The sequence below is a fragment of the Bradyrhizobium sp. MI1.10 genome, from assembly GCF_055811035.1.
The window spans coordinates 294,418-314,090 of the sequence record NZ_JBVVPN010000002.1; the positions used below are offsets into that span (position 1 = coordinate 294,418).

Here is a 19,673-nt window from a genome sequence, read left to right on the forward strand (position 1 = left end):
GGAGGATCGACATGAGCGACGGCAAGAACGGCCTGCAACTGCGTTCGCTGATCAAGAAGAGCGGTGAGCTCGAAATCTCGCTGCTCGACGTGCCGACCCCCGAGCCCGCCGCGGACGAGGTCGTCGTCCGCGTCGAGGCGGCGCCGATCAATCCGTCCGACCTCGGGCTCCTGATCGGCGCAGCCGATATGAGCACGGCAAAGGCTTCCGGCGACAAGGGTGCTCCCGTCATCACCGCGAAGGTGCCGGAAGGCGCGATGCGGGCGATGGCAGGCCGGCTCGACGAATCCATGCCGGTCGGTAACGAAGGCGCGGGAGTCGTGATCAGGACTGGCTCCTCGGATGCCGCGAAGGCGCTGATGGGCAAGACCGTCGCCATGATCGGCGGCGCGATGTACACCCAGTATCGCACGTTAAAAGTGCGCGAGTGCCTGCCGCTGCCGGAAGGCACCACGCCGGCCGAAGGTGCCTCCTGCTTCGTCAATCCGCTGACCGCGCTCGGCATGACCGAGACCATGCGGCGCGAGGGTCACAAGGCGCTGGTGCACACTGCGGCCGCATCCAATCTCGGCCAGATGCTGAACAAGATCTGCATCAAGGACGGCATCCCGCTGGTCAACATCGTGCGCAGCAAGGAGCAGGCCGACATCCTGCACAAGATCGGCGCCAAATACGTCGTCGATTCCACCGCGCCGAGCTTCCTCGGCGATCTCACCAATGCGCTGGTCGAGACCGGCGCCACCATCGCCTTCGACGCCATCGGCGGCGGCAAGCTCGCCGGCGACATCCTCAACTGCATGGAAGTCGCGATCAACAAGACCGCGAAGGAATACAGCCGCTACGGCTCCAACGTGCACAAGCAGGTCTACGTCTATGGCGCGCTCGATGTCCGCCCGATCGAGCTGCCGCGCGGCTTCGGCATGGCCTGGGGCGTCGGCGGCTGGCTGCTGTTTCCGTTCCTGATGAAGATCGGGCAGGCGGACGGGGCCAGGCTGCGCCAGCGCGTCGTCGACGAACTGAAGACCACGTTTGCCAGCCACTACACCAAGGTGGTGTCGCTTTCTGAGGCGCTCGATCCCGTCAACATCGCGGTCTACGCCAAACGCGCCACCGGCGAAAAATTCCTCATCAACCCAAATAAATAATCGGCACGTGCGACGGCACGTCACCCAAAGAAGGTCTTGCCTTCTGAGCGAAGCGGGAGATTATTCCGCCGCCATCGAAAGCGGACAAAACCGCAAGGCGCGCTCAGAAGGGGACTTCTCCATGACCGATCTCAATCGCCGCCATCTGCTCGCAGGCGCCGCCGTCCTCGGTGCGGCTGCGATGACCAAGCTTGGATTGACCACCGCCAATGCCGCGGTGCCGCAAGCCGGCACGCAGGCGCCGGGCTTCTACCGCTACAAGGTCGGCAGCTACGAGTGCACCTCGATCAATGACGGTGCGCGCACTTTCCCGATGCCGGACAAGTTCGTCGTCAACGCGTCGAAGGAGGAAGCGCTGGCCGCGGGCGAGGCGGCCTACATGCCGAAGGGCATGGTCACGGTGCCGTTCAACCCGCAGCTCATCAACACCGGCTCCAAGCTCGTGCTGATCGACACCGGCAACGGTGTCGCCAATCTCGAGCCCAGCAAGGGCGCGGTCGGCCGCACGCTGCAGAACCTCCAGGCCGCCGGAGTCGACCCAAAGAGCATCGATGTCGTGCTGCTCTCGCATCTACATCCCGACCACACCAACGGCATTCGTCTCGCCGACGGCGCGCTCGCCTTTCCGAATGCGGAGATCATGGTGCCGGGCAAGGACTGGGAGTTCTGGACCAGCGATGACAACGCCGCCAAGGCCGAGTCCAACGCGATGATGAAGAACTACTTCGCCAACGTGAAGAAGACCTTTGCCGGCCTCGAATCCAAGGTCACGAAGTACGAGTGGGGCAAGGAGGTCGCGCCGGGCATCACGTCGATCGCGACGCCCGGCCACACCCCCGGGCACACCTCGTTTGCGGTGGCCTCGGGCGATGCCAAGGTGCTGATCCAGTCCGACGTCACCAACATTCCCGAATTCTTCCTGCGCAATCCGGACTGGCATGTGGTGTTCGACACCGATGCTGCGCTGGCGCAGGAGACCCGCCACAAATTCTATGACATGGCGGCAGCCGAAAAGGCGACCGTGATCGGCTTCCACTTCACCTTCCCCTCGGTCGGCCATGTCGAGAAGGACGGTGCCAAATATCGCCTGATCCCGTCGGCGTGGAATCCGACGATCTGAACCGATTTGCGGATTGTACCAACGACTCAGGCCGCCACTTGCGGCCTGATGGTTTGGGCAACCGTTCAGAAACCCAGCGTTTCCAAATCCGATCGGTCCATGCACTTGCATCCATCACTCGGGATCGCTTAAGTGCCGCCCCGGCACTCCCGCTGAAGATTTCAAGGACACACCATGGCCTACAATATTGTCACGATCGCCGGCAGCCTGCGCAAGGACAGCTTTTCGCTGAAGATCGCCAATGCGCTCGCCAAGCTCGCGCCGGCCTCGCTCAAGCTCGAGGTCATCACGCCGGCCGGCATCTCGTTCTTCAATCAGGACCTCGAGGGCGCGCCGCCGGCCGACTGGCTGTCTTTTCGCGAAAAGATCCAGAAGTCGGACGGCGTCATCTTCGTCACGCCGGAATACAATCGGGCGATCCCGGGCGTGCTGAAGAACGCCATCGACGTCGCCTCGCGGCCCTATGGCAAGAGCTCGTTCAACGGCAAGCCGGTCGGCATCATCGCGAACTCGCCGGGCCCGCTCGGCGGCGTCAGCGCCGCCAAGACGCTGCAGAACATCCTGCCGGGCATTTCCGGCCCGATCATGCAGCAGCCGGAGGCCTATTTGAACGGAGTGGGCGACGCGTTCGACGCTGAGGGCAACCTGACCAAGGAGTCCCTGAAGCCCGTGCTCCAGGCCTATATCGACGCGTTTGCGGTGCACGTCGCGAAGCATCACGGCTGAGGCCAAATCGCCCGCAGCCACAGCATAGGCCCTCATCCTGAGGAGAACGCGAAGCGTTCGTCTCGAAGGATGGCTCCGGGAAACTGCCGTGCCTTCATGGTTCTCGCGGCGATGCGAAGCATCGTCCGCGAGACGGCGCTTTGCGCCTCCTCGCCATGAGGGTCCGCTAGCGTCGCGCGCGGGGCCAGCGGCCGGAAATTAGCACGCCCTTAACCAACCTGTCCCATCTTCCCAAGATGGTCTCCCGCGCGCGCCTGAAATCGATCCTGACCGGTCTTGCCCTCTATGCGATGGCGGCTGCCATCGTCGGTTATTTCGGTGTCAACGCCTATACCGGCAAATACGGCCTCAACGCCCGCCAGGAGCTCGACCAGGAGATCGTGGCGCTGACCAGCGAGCTGGCTCAGCTCAAGCGCGAGCGTGCCAGGAGCGAGCAGCGCGTTTCGCTGCTGCGCTCCGCGAAGATCGACCCCGACATGCTGGACGAGCGGGCGCGCTTCCAGCTCGACTACGTCAATCCGCGCGATCTCGTCCGGACGATCCCGGCGAACTAACCACTCTTCCTAAAGTTGAAGACTTCCAAGTTGAAGCCTGGAACCGGACTGCCGCCTTGACGGCAGCGCCGCAAAGGGCTCATGGCTGCCAGCGCCATGGCCAGGGTTGACGCAGATCAACCGGGCCGTGCCGGCACCGTTTAGATTGCCACCTGGAGGAAACAGTGATGAATGGGCAATCCCCCCGGCATCACGCGGCCCGTGTCGAGGCCGCCATTACGTCAGGCCAGGCGGCACGCTCGTCGCTTGTGGCCTCGTGGCGCCGTTCGTCCAGATTGCATCGTCTCGATCCCGCAGGCCGCAGCTCACCGAACCGGCTGAGCGAAGCCGAGTTGCACCACGCGCGCGAGCGCATCGCGCCGCTGCTCGCCGCTGCGCGAGGTGCAATGGACCGGCTCTACCAGGCGGTCGGCGCCAGCGGCTGCTGCGTGCTTCTCGCCGACGGCGAGGGCGTGCCGGTCGATCGCCGCGGCACCCCGGCGGACGATGCGACATTTCAGTCCTGGGGCCTCTGGACCGGCGCGCTTTGGAGCGAGGAGCATGAGGGCACCAACGGCATTGGTACCTGCCTCGTCGAGCAGCGCCCGCTGACGATCGACCGCGACCAGCATTTCTTCACCCGAAACACGCTTCTGAGCTGCACTGCCGTTCCGATCTACGACCATGAGGCTGCGTTCGCGGGCGTGCTCGACGTCTCCTCCTGCCGCGCCGACCGCACTGACTTGTTTTCCAATCTGATCGCGCTCGCGGCCGGCGAGGCGGCCAAGCGTATCGAGGCCGATCTGTTTCGCAGGGCCTTCGCCCACGCCCGCATCGTGCTGACGCAAGCTGCGGACGGCCAGTGCGGCGGCCTCGTTGCGGTCGATGCGGACGATCTCGTGATCGGCGCGACCAGGACTGCCCGGGCGGGACTGGGGCTCGCGCCGGGTCGGGCGTTGCGACCAGTGCCTGCGGCCGATCTCCTTGGCGGCGACACCGCGCGCGACCATCTTGCCGGCGGTCAACGCGCGGTGTTGCAGCGGGCTCTGCTCCGCGCCGGCGGCAATGTCTCGGCGGCCGCCAAGGCCCTCGGCGTCAGCCGCGCCACGCTGCACAGAAAGCTCAAGCGGTTCGAGCTGAACGCGCATTGAGCTGCTGGTAGATATTCATGGTGAGGAGACCGCGAAGCGGTCGTCACGAACCACAAGAGGCCCTGCTGTCACCACCAGCCATCCTTCGAGACGCGCGCACGAGCGCGCTCCTCAGGATGAGGTCAGTATGTGCGGCGGCATGACGTGCAGCCTCGACACCTGTCGCAGAACTGCGACAGGTCGGCTCCGTCATCGCTCCCATCAGGGCTGACAGAAGACGCCTCCCGGGACATCGTCGATGCAAGTCGCGACCACGCGACGAATTGCGCAAACAGCAAACATCGGGAGTGATCAATGAACAAGGTAGAATTCCTCAGCGTCACCAAAATTCCCTTCGCCGAACGCTACGACAATTTCATCGGCGGCAAGTTCGTCGCGCCGATCGCCGGCAAGTATTTCGACAATGCCTCGCCGGTGACGGGCCAGATCGTCTGCAAGATCGCGCGCTCCGACGCGCAGGACGTCGAAGCAGCCCTCGATGCAGCGCATGCCGCGAAGGCCGCCTGGGGCCGCACCAGCGTCGCCGAGCGCGCCGCGATGCTGAACCGGATCGCCGACCGCATGGAAGACAATCTCGAGCGTCTCGCCATCGCCGAGACCTGGGACAACGGCAAGCCGATCCGCGAGACCCGCGCCGCCGACCTGCCGCTGGCGATCGACCACTTCCGCTATTTCGCCGGCGCCATCCGCGCCCAGGAAGGCAGTCTCTCCGAGATCGATCACGACACCGTCGCCTATCATTTCCACGAACCGCTCGGCGTGGTCGGCCAGATCATTCCCTGGAACTTCCCGCTGCTGATGGCCTGCTGGAAGCTCGCGCCCGCGCTCGCCGCCGGCAATTGCGTTGTGCTCAAGCCGGCCGAGCAGACCCCGGCCTCGATCATGGTCTGGGCCGAGATCATCGGCGACATTCTGCCGCCCGGCGTCCTCAACATCGTCAACGGCTTTGGGCTGGAAGCCGGCAAGCCCCTGGCCTCGAGCCCGCGCATCGCCAAGATCGCCTTCACCGGCGAGACCACGACGGGCCGGCTGATCATGCAATATGCCAGCCAGAACCTCATTCCCGTCACGCTCGAGCTCGGCGGCAAGTCGCCCAACATCTTCTTCAGCGACGTCACCGCCGAAGACGACGATTTCTTCGACAAGGCGATCGAAGGTTTCGTCATGTTCGCGCTGAACCAGGGCGAGGTCTGCACCTGTCCGAGCCGGGCGCTGGTCCATGCCGATATCTATGACCGCTTCATGGATCGGGCGCTGAAGCGCGTCGCCGCGATCAAGCAGGGCGACCCGCGCGCGGCCGACACCATGATCGGTGCGCAGGCGTCGGGCGAGCAGCTCGCAAAAATCCTCTCCTACATCGACATCGGCAAGCAAGAGGGGGCAAAGGTGCTGGCCGGCGGCGGACGCGCCGAGCTCGGCGGCGATCTCGCCGGCGGCTTCTACGTCCAGCCGACCGTGTTCGAGGGCCACAACAAGATGCGCGTCTTCCAGGAGGAGATCTTCGGCCCCGTCGTTTCGGTCACGACCTTCAAGAGCGACGAAGAGGCGCTCGAGATCGCCAACGACACGCCCTATGGCCTGGGGGCCGGCGTCTGGAGCCGCGACGCCAACCGCTGCTATCGCTTCGGCCGGGCGATCCAGGCCGGCCGGGTCTGGACCAACTGCTACCATGCCTATCCCGCGCATGCGGCCTTCGGCGGCTACAAGCAGTCGGGCGTCGGGCGCGAGACCCACAAGATGATGCTCGATCACTACCAGCAGACCAAGAACCTGCTGGTCAGCTACAGCCCGAAGAAGCTCGGCTTCTTCTGATCGGGCGGGCGGAGAGGGCGGCGCCGTTCTGCGCCGCCCGTTCCAAATGTCGGGACCGCGTTGGCTCAACGTTGCTTGACGCGGCCACGAATCTGCGCGTGCGGCGACCGTGTCGATTTGTTGCCCGATCCGCGTCAAAGATTTTGCAATATTACGATCACGTTGCAGTGCGGCATAATGAAAGTCGTGCCATGCCGCCGCGGTGCTTTCCAAGGGCGTTTGACTTGGGTTAGAGAGGGCTGAAGTTTTCTCTGACCCGGAATTCCCATGGCCGCACCCAAGAAAGCCGCCGCAAGCACTGCACAGGACAAGACCGACGGCGGTTCGCCCCCGGAATTCACCAGAGAGCAGGAGCTCAAGGCGCTCCGCGACATGCTCCTGATCCGGCGGTTCGAGGAAAAGGCCGGCCAGCTCTACGGCATGGGCGCGATCGGCGGCTTCTGCCACCTTTATATCGGCCAGGAGGCCGTGGTGGTCGGGATGCAGATGGCCCTGAAGCCGGGCGATCAGGTCATCACCGGCTATCGCGATCACGGCCATATGCTCGCCACCGGCATGGAGGCCAACGGCGTCATGGCCGAGCTCACGGGCCGTCGCGGCGGCTATTCCAAGGGCAAGGGCGGCTCCATGCACATGTTCAGCAAGGAGAAGCACTTTTACGGCGGCCACGGCATCGTCGGCGCCCAGGTCTCGCTCGGCACCGGGCTCGCTTTCGCCAATCACTATCGCGACAACGACAATGTCAGCGTCACCTATTTCGGCGACGGTGCGGCCAACCAGGGCCAGGTCTATGAGAGCTTCAACATGGCGGAGCTCTGGAAGCTGCCGGTGATCTACGTCATCGAGAACAACCGCTACGCCATGGGCACTTCGGTCTCGCGCGCCTCGGCGCAGCAGGATTTCTCTAAGCGCGGCGCCTCCTTCAACATTCCCGGCCAGCAGGTCGACGGCATGGACGTCCGTGCCGTCAAGGCCGCCGGCGACGAAGCTGCGGCCTGGTGCCGCGCCGGCAAGGGACCCTTCATCCTGGAGATGCAGACCTACCGTTATCGCGGCCACTCGATGTCCGATCCCGCAAAGTACAGAACGCGCGAGGAGGTCGAGAAAGTCCGCCACGACCAGGATCCGATCGAGCAGGTGCGCAACCGCCTGTTGGCCGCCAAGGTCAGCGAGCAGGATCTGAAGGCGATCGACGCCGAGGTGCGCGACATCGTCAATGCGTCCGCCGATTTCGCCCAGCATGATCCCGAGCCGGATGCCGCCGAGCTCTGGACCGATATTTACCGCTGAACGCGCGCAAGCTTTCTTTTGGAGTCGATATGCCAATTCAAGTGCTGATGCCCGCGTTGTCGCCCACGATGGAGAAGGGCAACCTCTCCAAATGGCTGAAAAAAGAGGGTGAGACGATCAAGTCCGGCGACGTCATCGCCGAGATCGAGACAGACAAGGCGACCATGGAGGTCGAGGCGACCGATGAAGGTACGCTCGGCAAGATCCTGATCCCCGAGGGCACAGCCGACGTTGCCGTGAACACGCCGATTGCGACGATTCTCGCCGATGGCGAGAGTGCCGCCGATCTCGCCAAGGCGCCCGCTCCGCAGCAGAAGGCTGCCGAATCCGCAGCGCCCGCCGCTGCAAAAGCCGAAGCGCCAGCTCCCAAGGCTGCGCCGGCACCGCAGGCCGTCGCAGAGCCCGACCCGGAAGTGCCTGCCGGCACCGAGATGGTGACGCAGACCATCCGTGAAGCCCTGCGCGATGCCATGGCCGAAGAGATGCGCCGCGACGCCGACGTCTTCGTGATGGGCGAAGAGGTCGCCGAATACCAAGGCGCCTACAAGGTGACGCAAGGGCTGCTTCAGGAATTCGGCGCCAAGCGCGTGATCGACACGCCGATCACCGAGCACGGCTTTGCCGGCATTGGGGTCGGCGCCGCGATGAGCGGGTTGAAGCCGATCGTCGAGTTCATGACCTTCAACTTTGCCATGCAGGCAATCGACCAGATCATCAACTCCGCGGCAAAGACGCTCTACATGTCCGGCGGCCAGATGGGCTGCTCGATCGTGTTCCGCGGGCCTAACGGCGCCGCTTCCCGCGTGGCCGCCCAGCACAGCCAGGATTATTCGTCCTGGTATTCCAATGTCCCGGGCCTCAAGGTCGTCGCGCCGTTCTCGGCCGCTGATTACAAGGGCCTGCTCAAGGCTGCGATCCGCGATCCCAACCCGGTGATCTTCCTCGAGAACGAGATGCTCTACGGTCACACTGGCGAGGTGCCGAAGCTCGACGATTTCGTGATTCCGATCGGCAAGGCGCGCATCGTGCGCTCCGGCAGCCATGTCACGATCATCTCGTGGTCGAACGGCATGAGCTACGCGCTGAAGGCCGCCGACGAACTCGCCAAGGACGGCATCGAGGCCGAAGTGATCGATCTGCGCACGCTGCGCCCGATGGACACCGAGACGATCGTCGACTCGGTCAAGAAGACGGGACGTGCCGTCACGGTGGAAGAGGGCTGGGCCCAGAGCGGTGTCGGCGCCGAGATCGCCGCGCGGATCATGGAGTATGCCTTCGACTATCTGGATGCGCCTGTAGCCCGCGTCTCCGGCAAGGACGTGCCGATGCCCTATGCCGCGAACCTGGAAAAGCTCGCGCTGCCTTCGGCTGCCGAAGTGGTCGAGGCCGCCAAAGCCGTCTGCTACAGGTAGACCATGGCGGGTCCGAAGGAGCAGCCACTACCACCCGACGTTCTCGTCCGCGATGATGCGGTCGAGATCCTGCGCGTGTTCGTGCTGGACGGCGGGCTGTCGATGGCGTTTCAGCGGGCCTTCGACGAACCCGACATGTGGGGCCTGCTGCTCGTCGATCTCGCCCGTCACGCCGCGCGCGCCTATGCGCGCGAGAGCGAATACACCGAGGAGGACGCGCTGAACCGGATCATCGAGATGTTCCAGGCCGAGATCGAGCGTCCCACCGACACCGGCACCACGACGCCGCGCGGGAAGGGGCACTGACCGTGGCGATCGAATCCTATCATTTCGATTTCATGCTGGAGGCGATCCGCGAGGCGGAAGCCTCGATCGCGCAAGGCGGCCTGCCGATCGGCGCCGTGCTGACCCGCGACAACAAGGTCATCGCCCGCGGCCACAACAACCGCGTGCAGGAGAACAATCCGATCCTGCACGGCGAGATGAGTTGCCTGCGCGAGGCGGGTGCGATCTCGTTCCACGATACCGTCATGTACACGACGCTGTCGCCATGCGCGATGTGCGCCGGTGCGCTCGCGCTGTTCAAGGTCAAGCTCGTGGTGATCGGAGAGTCCGTCACCTTCGAAGGCTCCAAGGACATTCTCGACAAGTTCGGCATCCCGTGGATCGACCTTGCCGACGACCGCTCCATCACCATGATGAAGAATTGGCGTTCCATCCCGGCCAATGAGCGCCTGTGGCAGGGCGACATCGGCAACTAAACCTGGTCTGTTCGTCTCCGGTCCGGAGACGGATTTTTGCAAAGTTCTTCTTGAGGTCAGCATGCCCATCAACATCCTGATGCCCGCTCTTTCGCCGACGATGGAGAAGGGCAACCTCGCCAAGTGGCTGAAGAAGGAAGGCGACAAGGTCAAATCCGGCGACGTCATCGCCGAGATCGAGACCGACAAGGCGACCATGGAGGTCGAGGCCATCGACGAGGGCACGATCGCCAGGATCCTCGTGCCAGAGGGCACGCAGGACGTGCCGGTCAATGACGTGATCGCTGTGCTGGCCGGCGAGGGCGAGGACGTGAAGGCGGCAGGCGCCGCCAAGCCCAGCGCTTCGGCCGTGCCTCCGAAAGCTGCTGAAGCTCCCGCTGCTGCGCCGGCTGCTGCGCCTGCCGCGCCCAAGGCCGCGCCGGCGCCCGCCGCCGCACCTGCACCGCAGGCCGCAGCACCGGCTGCGCAGAGCAACGGCCACGCCGGCCGCGTGTTCTCCTCGCCGCTGGCGCGCCGGCTCGCCAAGGAAGCCGGCGTCGATGTTGCGATGGTGACCGGCACCGGCCCGCACGGCCGCGTCGTCGCGCGCGACGTGGAGCAGGCCAAGTCCGGCAAGGGCCTGAAGGCACCCGCGGCGGCGCCGTCGGGCGCGCCCTCGACCGCGCCGACCATGTCGGACAAGCAGATCCTGTCGCTGTTCGAACCCGGCTCCTACGAGGTCGTCCCGCATGACGGTATGCGCCGTACGATTGCGCAGCGCCTGACCGCGTCGATCCAGAACGTCCCGCACTTCTACCTCACCATCGACTGCGACATCGGCAAGCTGCTCGCCGCGCGCGAGGAGATCAATGCGGCTGCTCCCAAGGACAAGGAGAAGAAGCCGCTCTACAAGATCTCGGTCAACGACTTCGTCATCAAGGCGATGGCGGTGGCGCTGCAGAAGATCCCGAATTGCAATGTGAGCTGGACCGAATCCGGCATGGTCAAGCACCATCATTCCGACGTCGGCGTTGCGGTGGCGATGCCCGGCGGCCTGATCACGCCGATCATCCGCAAGGCCGAGACCAAGACGCTGTCGACCATCTCCAACGAGATGAAAGATTTTGCGACCCGCGCCCGCTCGCGCAAGCTGAAGCCCGAAGAATACCAGGGCGGCACGACGGCCGTCTCGAACCTCGGCATGTTCGGCATCAGCCACTTCACCGCCGTGATCAATCCGCCGCATGCCACCATCCTCGCAGTCGGCACCAGCGAGGAGCGGCCTGTGGTCCGCGGCGGCAAGATCGAGATCGCCAACATGATGAGCGTGACATTGTCGTGCGATCACCGCGCCATCGACGGCGCTCTCGGTGCCGAGCTGATCGGGGCCTTCAAGCAGCTGATCGAAAATCCCGTCATGATGATGGTGTAGCCCGGGGAGGCGCGGGGTGAATGCGGACGCGTTGGCCCTCGATCTCCTTGTTGCTCTCGGCTGTGGTTGCACTCAATCCGGTCGGGCTCGATATTCTGCATTCCGCGTTCTTTGCCGGCGAGCAGCTGGCACGGAGCATCGGCCAGGCGGTCATTATGATCGCGTTGGCTATCATGGCCGGCGCGATCCTGCTCGAATGGCTGGTCAGGGTTTTGATTTCCAGGCGCCGCGCCCGCGGCACCTCTTGAGTTGAACGGGAGCCGCCATGGCCGATACATCCTTCGACATCATCATCATCGGCTCCGGTCCCGGCGGCTATGTCACCGCTATCCGGGCCGCCCAGCTCGGCTTCAAGGTCGCGATTGTCGAGAAATCCTATCTCGGCGGCATCTGCCTGAACTGGGGCTGCATCCCGACCAAAGCGCTGCTGCGCTCCGCCGAGATCTACCACTACATGCAGCACGCCAAGGATTACGGCCTGTCGGCCGATAACGTCTCGTTCGATCCGAAGGCCGTGGTGCAGCGCTCGCGCGGCGTCTCGAAGCGGCTGAACGACGGCGTCGGCTTCCTCATGAAGAAGAACAAGGTGAGCGTGATCTGGGGCGCGGCTTCGATCGACGCGCCCGGCAAGGTGACGGTAAAGAAGTCCGACGTCGAGGGGCCCAAGGGCGCGCTCGGCGAGGGGGCTTATCAGGCCAAGCACATCATCGTCGCGACCGGAGCGCGGCCGCGGGTGCTGCCGGGACTCGAGCCCGACAAGAAGCTGATCTGGACCTACTTTGAAGCGATGGTGCCGGAGCGGATGCCGAAATCGCTGCTGGTGATGGGCTCGGGTGCGATCGGGATCGAGTTCGCATCGTTCTTCAAGACGATGGGGTCGGATGTCACGGTGGTCGAGGTGCTGCCGCAGATCCTGCCGGTCGAGGACGCGGAGATTGCCGGACTTGCCCGCAAGCGCCTCGAGAAGCAGGGCATCAAGATCCTCACCAACACGGGTGTGACGAAGCTCGAAAAGAAGAGCGACAGCGTGGTCGCGACGCTCGACGACGGCAAGGCGAAGCAGACCGCCGAGTTCGAGCGCGTGATCTCTGCCGTCGGCGTGGTCGGCAATATCGAGTATCTCGGCCTCGAAAAGCTCGGCGTCAAAACCGAGCGCGGCTGCATCGTGATCGACGGCTACGGCAAGACCAACGTTCCCGGCATCTATGCCATCGGTGACGTCGCGGGTCCCCCGATGCTGGCCCACAAGGCCGAGCATGAGGGCGTGATCTGCGTCGAGGCCATCAAGGGCCTGCATCCGCACCCCATGGACAAGCTGATGATCCCCGGCTGCACCTATTGCAACCCGCAGGTCGCCTCGGTCGGCCTGACCGAAGCCAAGGCCAAGGAGAATGGCCGCGAGATCCGCGTCGGCCGCTTTCCCTTTGTCGGCAACGGCAAGGCGATCGCGCTCGGCGAGGACCAGGGCATGGTCAAGGTCATCTTCGACAAGAAGACCGGTCAGCTGCTCGGCGCCCATATGGTCGGCGCGGAGGTCACCGAGCTGATCCAGGGCTACGTCGTCGCCATGAACCTGGAGACCACGGAAGAAGAGCTGATGCACACCGTGTTCCCGCATCCGACGCTGTCGGAGATGATGAAGGAAGCCGTGCTGGATGCGTATGGACGGGTGCTGAATCTTTGACGACCACTGCCGCCGTCATTGCGAGCGCAGCGAAGCAATCCAGAATCTTTCCGCAGCGGCAGTCTGGATTGCTTCGCTACGCTCGCAATGACGAGCAGTAGGGCCTGCAAAACAAGAAGGAAATCACCCCATGCAAGACAACGACAATCTCACCATCAAACGCCCGACCTTCGTCACCCATCTCGAATGCGCGATGGAGGGCGATCACTACGCCGCCGATCAGGTCCACAACCTCTCCAAGGCCGGCAAGCCCCTTTTGGTGCGCTACGACCTCGCCGGTGTGAAGAAGGCGCTGACCAAGGACGCGTTGGCGCAGCGCCCCGCCGACATGTGGCGCTACCGCGAGCTGCTGCCCGTGCGCAAATGCCAGGACATCGTCTCGCTCGGCGAAGTCACGACCCCGCTGATCCGCCTGCCCAAGCTCGGCGCAAAGCTCGGCGGCGGCGAGATCATCGTCAAGGACGAGGGGCGGCTGCCGACCGGCTCGTTCAAGGCGCGCGGCCTCGTGATGGCGGTGTCGATGGGCAAGGCGCTCGGCATCAAACACATGGCGATGCCGACCAACGGGAATGCCGGGGCGGCGCTCGCCGCTTACGCCACAAGCTGTGGCATCAAGACCACGATTTTCTGTCCGGCCGATACGCCCGAGGTGAACGTCAGCGAGATCGAGCTTCAGGGCGCGACCGTCTATCGCGTCAACGGCTATATCGACGATTGCGGCAAGATCGTCGGCGAGGGCAAGACGAAAGTCGGCTGGTTCGACACCTCGACCTTGAAGGAGCCGTACCGGATCGAAGGCAAGAAGACGATGGGGCTGGAACTCGCCGAGCAGCTCGGCTGGGACGTGCCCGACGTGATCTTCTATCCGACCGGCGGCGGCACCGGCCTGATCGGCATGTGGAAGGCCTTCGACGAGCTCGAAAAGATCGGCTTCATCGGAAGCAAGCGCCCGCGCATGGTCGCGGTGCAGGCCTCCGGCTGCGCGCCGATGGTGCGCGCGTACGAAGCGGGCACCGAGCATGCCACACGCTGGGAGGACGCCCACACCATCGCGTCAGGCATTCGCGTGCCGCAGGCGATCGGCGACTTTCTCATTTTGCGCGCGGTGCGCGAGAGCAAGGGCTTTGCCATTGCAGTCGACGACGACAAGATCTCTGCCGCGCTGAACGAGGTCGCGCGCGAGGAGGGGCTGTTGCTCTGCCCTGAAGGTGCTGCGACCTACGCCGCCTACAAGGACAGCCTCGCCGACGGCCGCGTCTCGAAGGGTGACCGCGTGATGCTGTTCAACTGCGCCACCGGCCTGAAATACCCGCTGCCGCCGGTCACCCGCACGCTCGATCGCCACAAGCCGATCGACTATTCGCAGTTCTAGCGCGGCATTTCGTCCCTTCACGAACGATCCCTCTTCCCGTACGCGGGAAGAGACAAAAACAACAATGACATTGCTGGGGAGAACACAATGAAGGCCGCCTGGGCTGCGCTGATTGCTATTCTCGCTCTTGCAGGGGTCGCGCGCGCCGACGATTATCCTTCCCGTCCTATCACCATCATCGTGCCCTTCGCCGCCGGCGGTCCGTCAGATGCGATGGCACGAGTGCTTGCCGAGCGGATGCGGACGGCGCTCGGCCAGCCGCTGGTGATCGAGAACGTCACTGGCGCGGGCGGCTCGATCGGCGTCGGCCGTGCCGTGCATTCGGCCCCCGACGGCTACACGATCTCGTTCGGCCATCTCGGCACCCACGTTGCCAACGGCGCCGTCTACAAGCTCAATTACGACCTGGTCGCGGACCTCGAGCCGGTGGTGCTGCTGCCGAGCAATCCGATGATCGTCGTCAGCAAGAACGCGGTGCCCGCGACCTCGCTGAAGGAGCTGCTGGACTGGCTGAAGTCGCGGCCTTCGCCGCCGACCGCCGGCACCGCCGGCGCGGGCTCGGGCAGCCACATCGCCGGGGTCTATTTCGAGAGCGTCAGCGGCATCAAGCTGCAATACGTGCCGTATCGCGGCACCGCGCCCGCCCTGAACGATCTCATCGCTGGCCAGATCGACGTCATCGTCGACCAGACCTCGAACTCCATCAACCAGGTCCGCGCCGGCACCATCCGCGCCTATGCCGTCACCGATGACAAACGCCTCGCGTCGGCGCCCGACGTCCCGACGGCGGAGGAGGCGGGCCTGAAGGGTTTCAACATGACGCTCTGGTCCGGCATGTGGGTGCCCAAGGGCACGCCGAAGGCGATCGTCACCAAACTCAATGCCGCAGCCGTGGAAGCGCTGAACGATCCCGGCGTGAAGAAGCAGCTCGAAAGCCAGGGGTTGGAGATGACACCGCAGGATCAGCTCACGCCCGAAGCCCTCGGCGCGCGCCAGAAGGCGGAGATCGCGAAGTGGTGGCCGATCATCAAGGCGGCGAACATCAAGGTGGAGTGAGCGCCGTGTCGCCAGGGCTCGGCGCCGGCGTATCACGTCTCGGTTTGATCGGGGCCGGGCAGGGCCATCCGCAGACATTCAAGCAGAGCGGGCGTGGAGAACGGCTTCGCGAGAAAGCAGATAGCGCCCGCTTTCAGCGCGCGGTCGCGCACGGCATCGTCGGGAAAAGCCGTCATGAAGATGAAGGGCGTGTGGTGGCCGAGGCTGCGCATGTGCGTCAAGAGCTCAAGGCCGCCCATCAACGACATCTGCACATCCGCGATCACGCAGGACGTCGTCTTCAGTTCGGCCGATTGAAGAAATTCGTCAGCGGAGCGAAAGATGTTGACCGTGTATCCCCGCGACGTCAGCAGATTATTGGTCGCAAGGCGGACTGATCGATCATCGTCAATGACGGAAATGGCCAAGGGGATTGACAAGATGATCGCTCCTGATCGGGGAGCCGCCGATCACGGTGCCGCGCTTGGCGAAAGTGAGCCCTTGGAGCGAGCTTGAAAAGCATACTTAGGTTTGCACCTTTCCGCCCGGGCGTGAGATTCCGAGCGCCTCCACCATTCTGACGAGATCGGCCAACGACTTGGCGCCCATTTTCCGCATGATCTGCCCACGATAGATCTTGACGGTAATCTCGGCCAATCCAAGCTCGGCCGCGACCTGCTTGTTCATCAGGCCGGATGCCACCAGAGTGAGGATGTCGCGCTGGCGCGCGCTCAAACCCTCGAAGCGGGACCGCACTCCCGCGACCGACTCCTCGGCATTGCGTCGCTTGCGATCCCGTTCGATCGCGGCCCGAACCGCATCCAGCATGTCCTGGTCGCGCACCGGCTTGGTCAGAAAATCGATGGCGCCGCTTTTCATGGCCCTGACGGTCATCGGAATATCACCATGACCGGTGATGAAGATAATGGGCGTGTGAATGTTCGCCTTCGCGAGGTCCGACTGCAGGTCAAAGCCGCTTGAGCCCGGCAGGCGGATGTCGAGCACAAGGCAGCTGGGGACCGCCGGTGGCTTGGCTTCCATGATCTCCGCCGCGGAGCCGAAAGCCTGGACCTTGAGGCCGACGGATTGAAAGAGGTTGGTGAGCGCACGGCGCATCGATGGATCGTCGTCGACGATCAAGACGATCGGATCGTCGGAGCTCGTCTGCACCGTCGCCGCCTTGGGAATGTCGGTCACGACGTGTCCTCGATCGGCAAGGGCAGGGCAATCTGGAATGTTGCTCCGCTTCCGTCATTGGGGAAGGCCGAGAGCCGGCCCGCATGAGCCTCGATGATCGATCGGCAGATCGACAGTCCCATCCCCAGGCCGCTCGGCTTTGTCGTGAAGAAAGGTGTGAAGATGCGCTCCGTCGCGCCGTTGCCGAGGCCGACCCCGCTGTCTGTCACGATCAGGAGCATGCGGCCTTCGCCGTGCTCGCTCACCTGGCTGGAGCGGATCGCAAGCTCGCGCGGGCGTTCCACATTGGCGTGCATGGCTTCAATCCCGTTCATGACCAGGTTGATCAGCACCTGCTGCAGTTGGATCCGGTCGCCGCAGACTCTGGGCAGAGCGGACGCCAGCTCCATTCGCACCGACACGGCATGGGTGGCAAGCTCGCGGCGGACGAGCGCCACCGTCTCCCTGACGAGCTGGTTCATGTCGACCGGAGCCATCTCGATCTCGGTCTTCTTCGCAAGCGCTCTGATCCGGCGGATCACCTCGCTGGCGCGATTGGCGTCCTCGACGATCCATTCCACGGAACGGCGCGCGGCATTCAGGTCGGCCGGTTCGCGGTCGAGCCATCCGATGCAGGCATCCGCATTGGAGATCACGGCGGCCAAAGGCTGATTGATCTCATGGGCGATCGAGGCCGTGAGTTCGCCGAGCATCGTGACACGCGTGACGTGAGCAAGCTCGGCTTGCGCCTTGCGCAGTGCTTCTTCGGCCTGCTCGGCGCGGATCGCCGCCGTCACGTCGCTGCTGACGCCACGATAGCCGAGAAAGTTGCCGTTCGCGTCGTGCAAGGGCTTGCCGCTGGTGCGCACGTAGATCGGAGATCCGTTGCGATCCTTGCTTCGGTAGACCAGGTCGCGAAACGGAAGGTGGGCATCGAGTGTCGCGCGATGCCGCTCCCACTTCTCGGGCTCGAGCTCGGCATCGGGCGGAATGTCCCAACGGGCGAGGCCGATCACGCCCGTGGGCACGGGACCGGCCGTGTCGGCATGTTCCGAAATCCGTGTGATACGGTGGTCCGGCCCGCTCTCCCAAAACCAGTCCGAGGCGGTTTCGGCATAGTCGCGAAATCGCTGCTCGGACAGCTTGAGCTCGTCAAAGGCGTTTTGCAGCGCTTGTCTTGCGGCAAACTGCTCGGTGACATCGACGTGGGTGCCGATGATCTCCGTCACATCGCCGTCCCCGCCGACGACGGGATGCCCCTCCGTATGGACGTGTCGTACCGAACCGTCCGGACGCACAATCCGAAAATCAACTTCGAAAGGCTGCTTTTGCCGGATTGCCTGACGTTCCACATCGACGATCCGCTTAAAGTCTTCGGCGAGGATCCGTTGTTGGAAGGCCTGCGCCGACAGATCAATCTGGTCCGGGTTAAATCCGAACAGGCGATAGAGTTCGGCCGATCGGTAAGCGAATTCCTGACGGCGCACGTCCCAGGCCCAGCTGCTCGTATGGCTGAGGCGCTGGGCTTCGGTTAGATAGGCTTCGCTGCGACGCAGTCGCTGTTCGGTTTCCTTTGCCGTAGTGACGTCAGTGACCGCTCCGACAAACTCGATGTGGCCGGATCCATGTCTCACCGCGCGTGCCACGGAATGGAGATATTTGATGGATCCATCGGGCATCAGCAGACGATATTCATGGTCGAAATCGCCGACGTCACGGAAGGCCCGATCAAGGGTCTTGCTGACCGCATTGCGATCTTCCGGATGGATGCGCTGGAAAACAAAATCGAGCGTCGGTTTGACCTGCGGGTCACGTTGGAAGATGCGAAAGGTCTCCCTGGACCAGACGGCCTCGCGGGTTGCCAGGCTCAGGCCGAAGCTGCCGGTGCGGCTCAACTCCTGCGCTTGGGCAAGGTAGGCCTCGCTCTGGCGCAGCGCATCCTCCGCCTCCTTGCGCTGGGTGATGTTTTCGCAGGCGACCAGCACGATCGGCGTGCCGTCGCCGCGCCGCATGGCCTTGGCGTTCTCACGGACCCAGAGAACCGAGCCGTCCTTCCGGATCTTGCGAATCTCCCAGGTGTGCGACTGGTCCACGGTTTCCAGGCACAGCCCGACACAGCGACGAACGAAATCGCGGTCCTCTTCGAAAAAGACGTTCAGCACAGATTGGCCGGTCAGTTCGGCCACGCTGTAGCCCAGTTGCGCGGCGCCAAATGTATTCACGTTGAGCACCGTTCCGGCCGGATCGACCATGAAATACATGACCGGATTGTGCTCGAACACTTGTCGCCATTGCTTCACGGCGTCGCGCAGGTCGGCATTGTCCTGCCGCCGGCCCTCTCCAGCCGCAGGTCCGTCTTTCGCTGCATTGCCGAGAGATCGAAGCGCCGCAAGGCCGCCGAGCAGGAATTGCGCGGCCGAATTCCCTAATTTTGCGATCTGGCCAGGCATCATCGCAGGCGTCCCGGCCCGCTTGGGGGCAGGGCGAGTAGAGCACTTTGCGACAGGAGGGGCAATTCCCTCCGACCAAAGCAGGATTCCGAGTCGAGAATTCGCGGGCTCCGTGCAGCTTGCCGCCGTTGCGCCGTCTCGTTGCGGGTAGACGAAACTCCGGAAAATTACCGGACAAACCTATGTATAGGTCGCGCAACCCTAGTCATACGCTGCATTTACCTCCGTACAATTGAGCGGCCCGTCGCATGCGGACTAGTCTCACCGGCAATCCAGTGAAGTCGATCGCGAAGCACGAACCGTCGAGTAGCGCGGCGTCGTGCGCTCAAGAGGCGAGCTTCGCCTCCGCCGGCGTCCGACTTGCCGATGATCTGGCTGGTCACGATTGAGAAGCCGCATTTCGTTGACGAACGTGATGATTGTGCATCAGCGCCCGTGGGGATCCTCGACCGTCAGAGGCGCCCATCAGAGGCCAGGAGGAGAGATCATGTGCGATAAGCCCGAACACTCCGAGCGCCCTTCCGCGGCAAAAAGCTGCGCCGTCTGCAGCGGGAAGTTCGGCCTGATCCGGTATTATTCCTGGCGAGCGCCGCTT

18 protein-coding genes are annotated in these 19,673 nt (G+C 63.9%); 15 read left to right on the forward strand and 3 right to left on the reverse strand.

Annotation, left to right across the window (positions count from 1 at the left end):
* Positions 1-11: 11 nt before the first annotated feature.
* From AC0L3K_RS03505 to AC0L3K_RS03575, 15 genes are all read left to right on the forward strand, one after another.
* Complete coding sequence (locus AC0L3K_RS03505; protein ID WP_007590613.1) at positions 12-1,145, forward strand: zinc-binding dehydrogenase; 1,134 nt, start codon at positions 12-14, stop codon at positions 1,143-1,145.
* Between the two features lie 121 nt (positions 1,146-1,266).
* Positions 1,267-2,265, forward strand: coding sequence for an MBL fold metallo-hydrolase (locus AC0L3K_RS03510; RefSeq protein WP_007590615.1), 999 nt, complete (start codon positions 1,267-1,269; stop codon positions 2,263-2,265).
* 174 nt (positions 2,266-2,439) lie between these two features.
* The gene (locus tag AC0L3K_RS03515; protein WP_219682164.1) at positions 2,440-2,991 is read left to right on the forward strand and encodes an NADPH-dependent FMN reductase; all 552 of its coding nucleotides are present in this window, start codon (positions 2,440-2,442) and stop codon (positions 2,989-2,991) included.
* 236 nt (positions 2,992-3,227) lie between these two features.
* Positions 3,228-3,545 (forward strand): FtsB family cell division protein, encoded by a 318-nt coding sequence (locus tag AC0L3K_RS03520; RefSeq protein WP_007590617.1) that lies wholly within the window; start codon positions 3,228-3,230, stop codon positions 3,543-3,545.
* A gap of 167 nt (positions 3,546-3,712) precedes the next feature.
* Complete coding sequence (locus tag AC0L3K_RS03525) at positions 3,713-4,675, forward strand: helix-turn-helix domain-containing protein (RefSeq protein WP_007590618.1); 963 nt, start codon at positions 3,713-3,715, stop codon at positions 4,673-4,675.
* 294 nt (positions 4,676-4,969) lie between these two features.
* Positions 4,970-6,487, forward strand: a complete 1,518-nt coding sequence (gene adh, locus AC0L3K_RS03530; RefSeq protein ID WP_007590619.1) for an aldehyde dehydrogenase — start codon at positions 4,970-4,972, stop codon at positions 6,485-6,487.
* Between the two features lie 267 nt (positions 6,488-6,754).
* The gene (pdhA, locus tag AC0L3K_RS03535) at positions 6,755-7,777 is read left to right on the forward strand and encodes a pyruvate dehydrogenase (acetyl-transferring) E1 component subunit alpha (protein ID WP_007590620.1); all 1,023 of its coding nucleotides are present in this window, start codon (positions 6,755-6,757) and stop codon (positions 7,775-7,777) included.
* Positions 7,778-7,806: 29 nt separating this feature from the next.
* Positions 7,807-9,189, forward strand: a complete 1,383-nt coding sequence (locus AC0L3K_RS03540) for a pyruvate dehydrogenase complex E1 component subunit beta (protein WP_473365477.1) — start codon at positions 7,807-7,809, stop codon at positions 9,187-9,189.
* A 3-nt stretch (positions 9,190-9,192) separates the two neighbouring features.
* Entirely contained in the window at positions 9,193-9,495 is a 303-nt protein-coding gene (locus AC0L3K_RS03545) for a DUF5076 domain-containing protein (protein WP_007590623.1), read from the forward strand.
* Positions 9,496-9,497: 2 nt separating this feature from the next.
* Positions 9,498-9,950, forward strand: coding sequence for a nucleoside deaminase (locus AC0L3K_RS03550; RefSeq protein WP_007590624.1), 453 nt, complete (start codon positions 9,498-9,500; stop codon positions 9,948-9,950).
* A gap of 61 nt (positions 9,951-10,011) precedes the next feature.
* The gene (locus AC0L3K_RS03555) at positions 10,012-11,361 is read left to right on the forward strand and encodes a pyruvate dehydrogenase complex dihydrolipoamide acetyltransferase (RefSeq protein ID WP_007590625.1); all 1,350 of its coding nucleotides are present in this window, start codon (positions 10,012-10,014) and stop codon (positions 11,359-11,361) included.
* A 20-nt stretch (positions 11,362-11,381) separates the two neighbouring features.
* The gene (locus tag AC0L3K_RS03560) at positions 11,382-11,609 is read left to right on the forward strand and encodes a hypothetical protein (RefSeq protein WP_473365478.1); all 228 of its coding nucleotides are present in this window, start codon (positions 11,382-11,384) and stop codon (positions 11,607-11,609) included.
* 17 nt (positions 11,610-11,626) lie between these two features.
* On the forward strand, positions 11,627-13,045 hold the full coding sequence (gene lpdA / locus AC0L3K_RS03565; RefSeq protein ID WP_007590627.1) for a dihydrolipoyl dehydrogenase: 1,419 nt from the start codon (positions 11,627-11,629) through the stop codon (positions 13,043-13,045).
* A 130-nt stretch (positions 13,046-13,175) separates the two neighbouring features.
* On the forward strand, positions 13,176-14,417 hold the full coding sequence (locus AC0L3K_RS03570) for a threonine synthase (protein WP_354128852.1): 1,242 nt from the start codon (positions 13,176-13,178) through the stop codon (positions 14,415-14,417).
* An 87-nt stretch (positions 14,418-14,504) separates the two neighbouring features.
* Positions 14,505-15,473 carry a tripartite tricarboxylate transporter substrate binding protein BugD gene (locus AC0L3K_RS03575; protein WP_007590629.1) on the forward strand — a complete coding sequence of 323 codons (969 nt, stop codon included), beginning with the start codon at positions 14,505-14,507 and terminating at the stop codon, positions 15,471-15,473.
* Between the two features lie 32 nt (positions 15,474-15,505).
* Here AC0L3K_RS03575 and AC0L3K_RS03580 read toward each other — a convergent pair whose 3' ends face one another.
* From AC0L3K_RS03580 to AC0L3K_RS03590, 3 genes are all read right to left on the reverse strand, one after another.
* Positions 15,506-15,892: a response regulator transcription factor gene (locus AC0L3K_RS03580; RefSeq protein WP_007590630.1), complete on the reverse strand. Its 387-nt coding sequence runs from the start codon at positions 15,890-15,892 to the stop codon at positions 15,506-15,508.
* A gap of 85 nt (positions 15,893-15,977) precedes the next feature.
* Positions 15,978-16,649 (reverse strand): response regulator transcription factor, encoded by a 672-nt coding sequence (locus AC0L3K_RS03585; RefSeq protein WP_007590631.1) that lies wholly within the window; start codon positions 16,647-16,649, stop codon positions 15,978-15,980.
* Entirely contained in the window at positions 16,646-19,081 is a 2,436-nt protein-coding gene (locus AC0L3K_RS03590) for a PAS domain-containing sensor histidine kinase (protein ID WP_007590633.1), read from the reverse strand. Before AC0L3K_RS03590 ends, AC0L3K_RS03585 begins: the two co-directional genes overlap by 4 nt.
* Between the last annotated feature and the right edge of the window lie 592 nt (positions 19,082-19,673).

What these genes read in the sequence shown, in the direction of transcription:
- AC0L3K_RS03560 (WP_473365478.1), top strand. Translation starts at nt 11,382, where the DNA reads ATGCGGACGCGTTGGCCCTCGATCTCCTTGTTGCTCTCGGCTGTGGTT.
- AC0L3K_RS03505 (WP_007590613.1), top strand. Translation starts at nt 12, where the DNA reads ATGAGCGACGGCAAGAACGGCCTGCAACTGCGTTCGCTGATCAAGAAG.
- lpdA (WP_007590627.1), top strand. Translation starts at nt 11,627, where the DNA reads ATGGCCGATACATCCTTCGACATCATCATCATCGGCTCCGGTCCCGGC.
- AC0L3K_RS03545 (WP_007590623.1), top strand. Translation starts at nt 9,193, where the DNA reads ATGGCGGGTCCGAAGGAGCAGCCACTACCACCCGACGTTCTCGTCCGC.
- pdhA (WP_007590620.1), top strand. Translation starts at nt 6,755, where the DNA reads ATGGCCGCACCCAAGAAAGCCGCCGCAAGCACTGCACAGGACAAGACC.
- AC0L3K_RS03570 (WP_354128852.1), top strand. Translation starts at nt 13,176, where the DNA reads ATGCAAGACAACGACAATCTCACCATCAAACGCCCGACCTTCGTCACC.
- AC0L3K_RS03575 (WP_007590629.1), top strand. Translation starts at nt 14,505, where the DNA reads ATGAAGGCCGCCTGGGCTGCGCTGATTGCTATTCTCGCTCTTGCAGGG.
- AC0L3K_RS03555 (WP_007590625.1), top strand. Translation starts at nt 10,012, where the DNA reads ATGCCCATCAACATCCTGATGCCCGCTCTTTCGCCGACGATGGAGAAG.
- adh (WP_007590619.1), top strand. Translation starts at nt 4,970, where the DNA reads ATGAACAAGGTAGAATTCCTCAGCGTCACCAAAATTCCCTTCGCCGAA.
- AC0L3K_RS03515 (WP_219682164.1), top strand. Translation starts at nt 2,440, where the DNA reads ATGGCCTACAATATTGTCACGATCGCCGGCAGCCTGCGCAAGGACAGC.
- AC0L3K_RS03540 (WP_473365477.1), top strand. Translation starts at nt 7,807, where the DNA reads ATGCCAATTCAAGTGCTGATGCCCGCGTTGTCGCCCACGATGGAGAAG.
- AC0L3K_RS03525 (WP_007590618.1), top strand. Translation starts at nt 3,713, where the DNA reads ATGAATGGGCAATCCCCCCGGCATCACGCGGCCCGTGTCGAGGCCGCC.
- AC0L3K_RS03520 (WP_007590617.1), top strand. Translation starts at nt 3,228, where the DNA reads ATGGTCTCCCGCGCGCGCCTGAAATCGATCCTGACCGGTCTTGCCCTC.
- AC0L3K_RS03510 (WP_007590615.1), top strand. Translation starts at nt 1,267, where the DNA reads ATGACCGATCTCAATCGCCGCCATCTGCTCGCAGGCGCCGCCGTCCTC.
- AC0L3K_RS03590 (WP_007590633.1), bottom strand. Translation starts at nt 19,081, where the DNA reads ATGATGCCTGGCCAGATCGCAAAATTAGGGAATTCGGCCGCGCAATTC.